The sequence below is a fragment of the Ramlibacter sp. genome (assembly GCF_013697775.1).
Lineage (GTDB): Bacteria > Pseudomonadota > Gammaproteobacteria > Burkholderiales > Burkholderiaceae_C > Ramlibacter.
Genome location: NZ_JACCWG010000224.1, coordinates 1 through 4,221, shown reverse-complemented (window position 1 = coordinate 4,221; position 4,221 = coordinate 1). Strand labels below are relative to the sequence as shown.

The window sequence follows — 4,221 nt, the reverse complement described above, 5'->3', positions numbered from 1 at the left end:
GAAGCTCCTGCTGCGTCTGCCCATCCAGCTCAATCGACTTGGCGACCCGCATGGCATCACACCCCCTTGGCCATCGGAGTATGCCTTCGAGCGAAAGTTCAACTAATTCGCGCGCACTACACTAGTGAGGCGACGAGCCACAGCTGCAGCACCGTCTTGCACTTGGTCTGCCGCCAGACGAGTGCAGCGGCCAGGGCGCTGAGCAAGGTCACCGCCGGCCCCACGCTCGTGCTGACAATCAACGAAAAGTCCGGGCCGGCATTCAGTTTGACCAGCCAGGGATGTCCCACCGTGACCAATGCCAGCACGGAGAAGAAGGCGACCAGTGCGCAGGCGATCGTCCACACGGGCGCCCAGATTCTCATGTCCGGCGCGTCAGCTTCCGCCCTTCGCTCGGCCAGGGTATACAGCCCTGCGTACACGGGAGGCCCAAGATGCCACCACATCCACAAGTGAATGGTGGACTGATCACCCCCAACCAAGCGGCCGAGAGCGAGGACTCCGGGAATCGTGAGAAGCTGCGCCAATAGGATCAGGCCTGTCCAGACGCACCCGCCGGCCAGCACCAGCAGAGAGCGTGACCCGCTGTGCGCGTAATCCTTGAAGAGCAACCAGGACGCCAGCAGGTAGCTGAGTGCCGTGACCACCTGATACACCGGCACGAACGAGGGGACCGAGACCCATGGCGCAGTGGCGAAGGGCAAGAAGAGCGCCGTGACCGAACCGATCATCAAGCAAAACAGAAGCGCCCGGTACTTGTCCTGCTGCGTGGCAGCCGCGCCTGCGAGCGTGGTTGGTGAGAGGATCATGTACGAATCAAATGGCTCATAGTAGTTCGTTTACATGGCCGCGCCCTCGGCGTTACATCTCGAATCCGACAGACGGCTCCCCGCAGTCGCTGCAAGTGCGATGTATCGAGCGAGGCTGCGGACGGCGAGCCCGACAGGCCGCCACATCCGGTTCGGCCGATCACGATCGGGCGCAACAACTGGCTGTTCGCGGGGAGCCAGCGCGCCGGCAAGCGCACCGCTGCGGTGATGAGCCGGCAGGGAGCGGCCGTGCCCCCATGACCTCCCACGTCATGGATCGCGCCCGCGCGGCATGGGACAAACGGGGTGCCGGCAACGCCATCCCATTCATATCTCTCAACGAGGTCCCCCATGAACACCGTCCTGCCCAGCCCCACCGAGATCGCCAACCGCTACCTGCGTGCCTGGAACGAAATCGATCCGCAGCGCCGCCTGGCGCTGGTGCGTGAAGCCTTCGCCGACGGCGCGACCTATGTCGACCCGATGGCCGAGGTAGCCGGCCACGACGGCATCTCTGCGCTGATCGCCGGCGTGCAGCAGCACTACCCGGGCGCGCATTTCACTCTGCACGGCGAGCCGCAGGGCCACCACGACCGCGTGCGCTTCTCGTGGGCGCTGACGGTCAACGGCGTCGCCGCACCGGTCGCGCACGGCACCGACGTCGCCGTGCTGGCCGGCGACGACCGGCTGCAAAGCGTGACGGGTTTCCTGGACCAGGCGGCTGCGGCGTAGGCCGCAGCGGCTACTTCTTGCCCAGCCCCATGCGCGCCGCGCCTTCGGTGTAGAGCTTCGTCTTCGACTGCATGAAGGCGTCCATGTCCTCGACGCCGACGTTCACCAGCTCGAAGCCGCTCTTGCCGGCCAGCTCCTTCATCTCGGCGTCGCCGTTCAGCGCGCGCCAGGTGTCCGACAGGCGCTTGCGCGCTTCCGGCGGCGTGGACTTCGGCACGCCGATGCCGCGGTAGGCGCCGTCGACCCAGTCCACGCCCAGCTCCTTGAAGGTGGGCACGTCGGGCATCAGGGGATGGCGCTTGTCCATCGCCACGGCCAGCGGGCGCACGCCCTTGTCCTTGTTGGCGATGGCGAATGGCGTGTACGTCATGGCGCCGTCCACCTGGCCGCCCATCACCGAGGTGGCGAGGTCGCCGGTGCCCTTGAACGGCACGTAGATGGTCTTGATGCCGAAGGCGGCGTCCAGGCGCTCGTGCGCGGCGTGGTTGGCCGAGAACTGGCCCGAGCCGGCCAGGCTCAGCTTGCCGGGGCTGGCCTTGGCGGCCTTGATGAAGTCCGGAAAATCCTTGATGCCGCTCTTGGCGCTGACCACCAGGATGTCGGGCGTGAAGTGAAACCAGAACACCGGCACCACGTCGGCCGTCTTGTACTGCACGTCGCCCTGGATCGGCTGGAACACGATGTGCGGCAGGTTCACCCCGACCACGTTGACGCCGTCGCCGGGCAGCTGGTTCATCTGCGTCCACATCAGCGCGCCGCCGGCACCGGCCTTGTACTGGATGATGGTTTCCACCGCGGGGCATTTCTTCTTCAGCACGATCTGCTGGTGCCGCGCCGACAGGTCGGATTCGCCCCCGGGCGGGAAGGCCTGCCAGTACTGCACGTTCTTGTCGGGGCAGGCGGGAACCTGGCCCTGGGCGAACGCGGCGGGCGCCAGCAGCGCCAGCGCGAGGGTGCCGAGGATGCGTTTCATGGTCTTGTCTCCTTGGTTGTCCTGCGGGTTCAGTGCGCGAGGCGCTTGCACACGGCGGCCGTCACCTCGGCCGTGGTGGCGCGGCCGCCCAGGTCGCGGGTGTGCAGCGCGGGGTCGGCGGTCACGGCCTCGATGGCGGCCATCAGGCGCGCGGCGGCCTCGTGTTCGCCGATGTGTTCCAGCAGCATCACGCAGCTCCAGAAGGTGCCCACTGGGTTGGCCAGGCCCTTGCCCATGATGTCGAAGGCCGAGCCGTGGATCGGCTCGAACATCGACGGGTAGCGGCGCTCCGGGTCGATGTTGCCGGTGGGCGCGATGCCCAGGCTGCCGGCCAGCGCCGCCGCCAGGTCGCTCAGGATGTCGGCATGCAGGTTGGTCGCCACCAGCGTGTCCAGCGAGGCCGGCCGGTTGACCATGCGCGCTGTGCAGGCGTCCACCAGCTCCTTGTCCCAGGCCACGTCCGGGAACGCGCGGCTGACTTCCAGCGCGATTTCGTCCCACATCACCATGGCGTGGCGCTGCGCGTTGGACTTGGTCACCACCGTGAGCAGCTTGCGCGGGCGCGACTGGGCCAGCCGGAACGCGAAGCGCATGATCCGCTCGACACCGGCGCGCGTCATGACGCTCACGTCGGTGGCGACCTCGATCGGGTGGCCCTGGTGGGCCCGGCCGCCGACGCCGGCATATTCGCCTTCGCTGTTTTCGCGCACGATCACCCAGTCCAGGTCGTGGGGCGCGCAGCGTTTCAGCGGCGCGTCGATTCCCGGCAGGATGCGCGTGGGCCGCACGTTGGCATATTGGTCGAAACCCTGGCAGATCTTCAGGCGCAGGCCCCACAGCGTGACGTGGTCCGGAATCTGCGGGTCGCCGGCCGAGCCGAACAGGATGGCGTCCATGCCCCGCAGCGCATCCAGCCCGTTAGCAGGCATCATCTCGCCGTGCGCGCGGTACCAGTCGCCGCCCCAGCCGAAGTCGGTGAATTCGAAACCGAAGCCGGCACCGCTGGCGGCAAGCGCCTGCAGCACCTCGCGGCCCGCCGGGATGACTTCCTTGCCGATGCCGTCGCCGGGAATGCAGGCGATCCTGTAGGTGGTGTTGCGCATGCGAAACGTTGCTCCTTCTGCCCCAATGTAGGCCCGCCGGCGACGCGCGGAAGCGCGCAAAATTCAAGCCACCCTTGACCTGGGAGTCAACAATGGCCGTTGCCGCCACCGCGTCGTCCGACATGCAGTTCTTCCAGCTGCTCGCGCGGGGCGGCAGCCTGTCGGCCGCGGCGCGCGAGCTGTAGGTCAGCACGTCGGCGGTGAGCAAGCGACTGGCGCAGCTGGAAGCGCGGCTGGGTGCGCTGCTGCTGCACCGCACCACACGGCGGCTGAGCCTCACGGCCGAGGGCGAGGCCTACCTGCAGCACGCGCGCCGCATCCTGGCCGACATCGAGGAGGTGGAAGGCGAGATCCGCGGCGCCCGCGCCGAGCCGAAAGGCCTGCTGCGGGTGAACGCGACGCTGGGCTTCGGGCGCATGCATGTGGCGCCGCTGATCGCCGCCTTCGTGCAGCGCCACCCCGGCGTGGAAGCCCAGCTGCAGCTCTCGGTGAACCCGCCGCCGCTGGCCGACGACGCCTTCGACGTCTGCGTGCGCTTCGGCGAGCCGCCCGAGGCGCGCGCGGTGGCGCGGCGGCTCGCGCCGAACCGGCGGCTGCTGTGCGC

At 68.1% G+C, this 4,221-nt stretch carries 4 protein-coding genes and 1 pseudogene; 2 read left to right on the top strand and 3 right to left on the bottom strand.

Annotated elements, in window-relative coordinates; translation table 11 throughout:
- Positions 1-116: 116 nt before the first annotated feature.
- Positions 117-809 carry an MASE4 domain-containing protein gene (locus H0U68_RS11145; RefSeq protein WP_296355540.1) on the bottom strand — a complete coding sequence of 231 codons (693 nt, stop codon included), beginning with the start codon at positions 807-809 and terminating at the stop codon, positions 117-119.
- A 351-nt stretch (positions 810-1,160) separates the two neighbouring features.
- Here H0U68_RS11145 and H0U68_RS11140 point away from each other — a divergent pair, with 351 nt between their 5' ends.
- A complete protein-coding gene (locus H0U68_RS11140) occupies positions 1,161-1,541 on the top strand; it encodes a nuclear transport factor 2 family protein (protein ID WP_296355539.1) in 381 nt (126 codons plus the stop codon).
- 10 nt (positions 1,542-1,551) lie between these two features.
- Here the strand turns inward: H0U68_RS11140 and H0U68_RS11135 are convergent, their stop codons facing one another.
- Both H0U68_RS11135 and H0U68_RS11130 read right to left on the bottom strand, forming a co-directional pair.
- A complete protein-coding gene (locus H0U68_RS11135; protein ID WP_296355537.1) occupies positions 1,552-2,514 on the bottom strand; it encodes a tripartite tricarboxylate transporter substrate binding protein in 963 nt (320 codons plus the stop codon).
- A 29-nt stretch (positions 2,515-2,543) separates the two neighbouring features.
- Positions 2,544-3,617, bottom strand: coding sequence for a tartrate dehydrogenase (locus H0U68_RS11130; protein ID WP_296355535.1), 1,074 nt, complete (start codon positions 3,615-3,617; stop codon positions 2,544-2,546).
- A 92-nt stretch (positions 3,618-3,709) separates the two neighbouring features.
- Here H0U68_RS11130 and H0U68_RS11125 point away from each other — a divergent pair.
- Positions 3,710-4,221 (top strand): annotated as a pseudogene (locus H0U68_RS11125) (LysR family transcriptional regulator); the annotation flags it as partial.

Bases quoted from the DNA above. Each gene is read 5' to 3' on its own strand.
- H0U68_RS11140 (WP_296355539.1), top strand. From the start codon at position 1,161: ATGAACACCGTCCTGCCCAGCCCCACCGAGATCGCCAACCGCTACCTG.
- H0U68_RS11130 (WP_296355535.1), bottom strand. From the start codon at position 3,617: ATGCGCAACACCACCTACAGGATCGCCTGCATTCCCGGCGACGGCATC.
- H0U68_RS11135 (WP_296355537.1), bottom strand. From the start codon at position 2,514: ATGAAACGCATCCTCGGCACCCTCGCGCTGGCGCTGCTGGCGCCCGCC.
- H0U68_RS11145 (WP_296355540.1), bottom strand. From the start codon at position 809: ATGATCCTCTCACCAACCACGCTCGCAGGCGCGGCTGCCACGCAGCAG.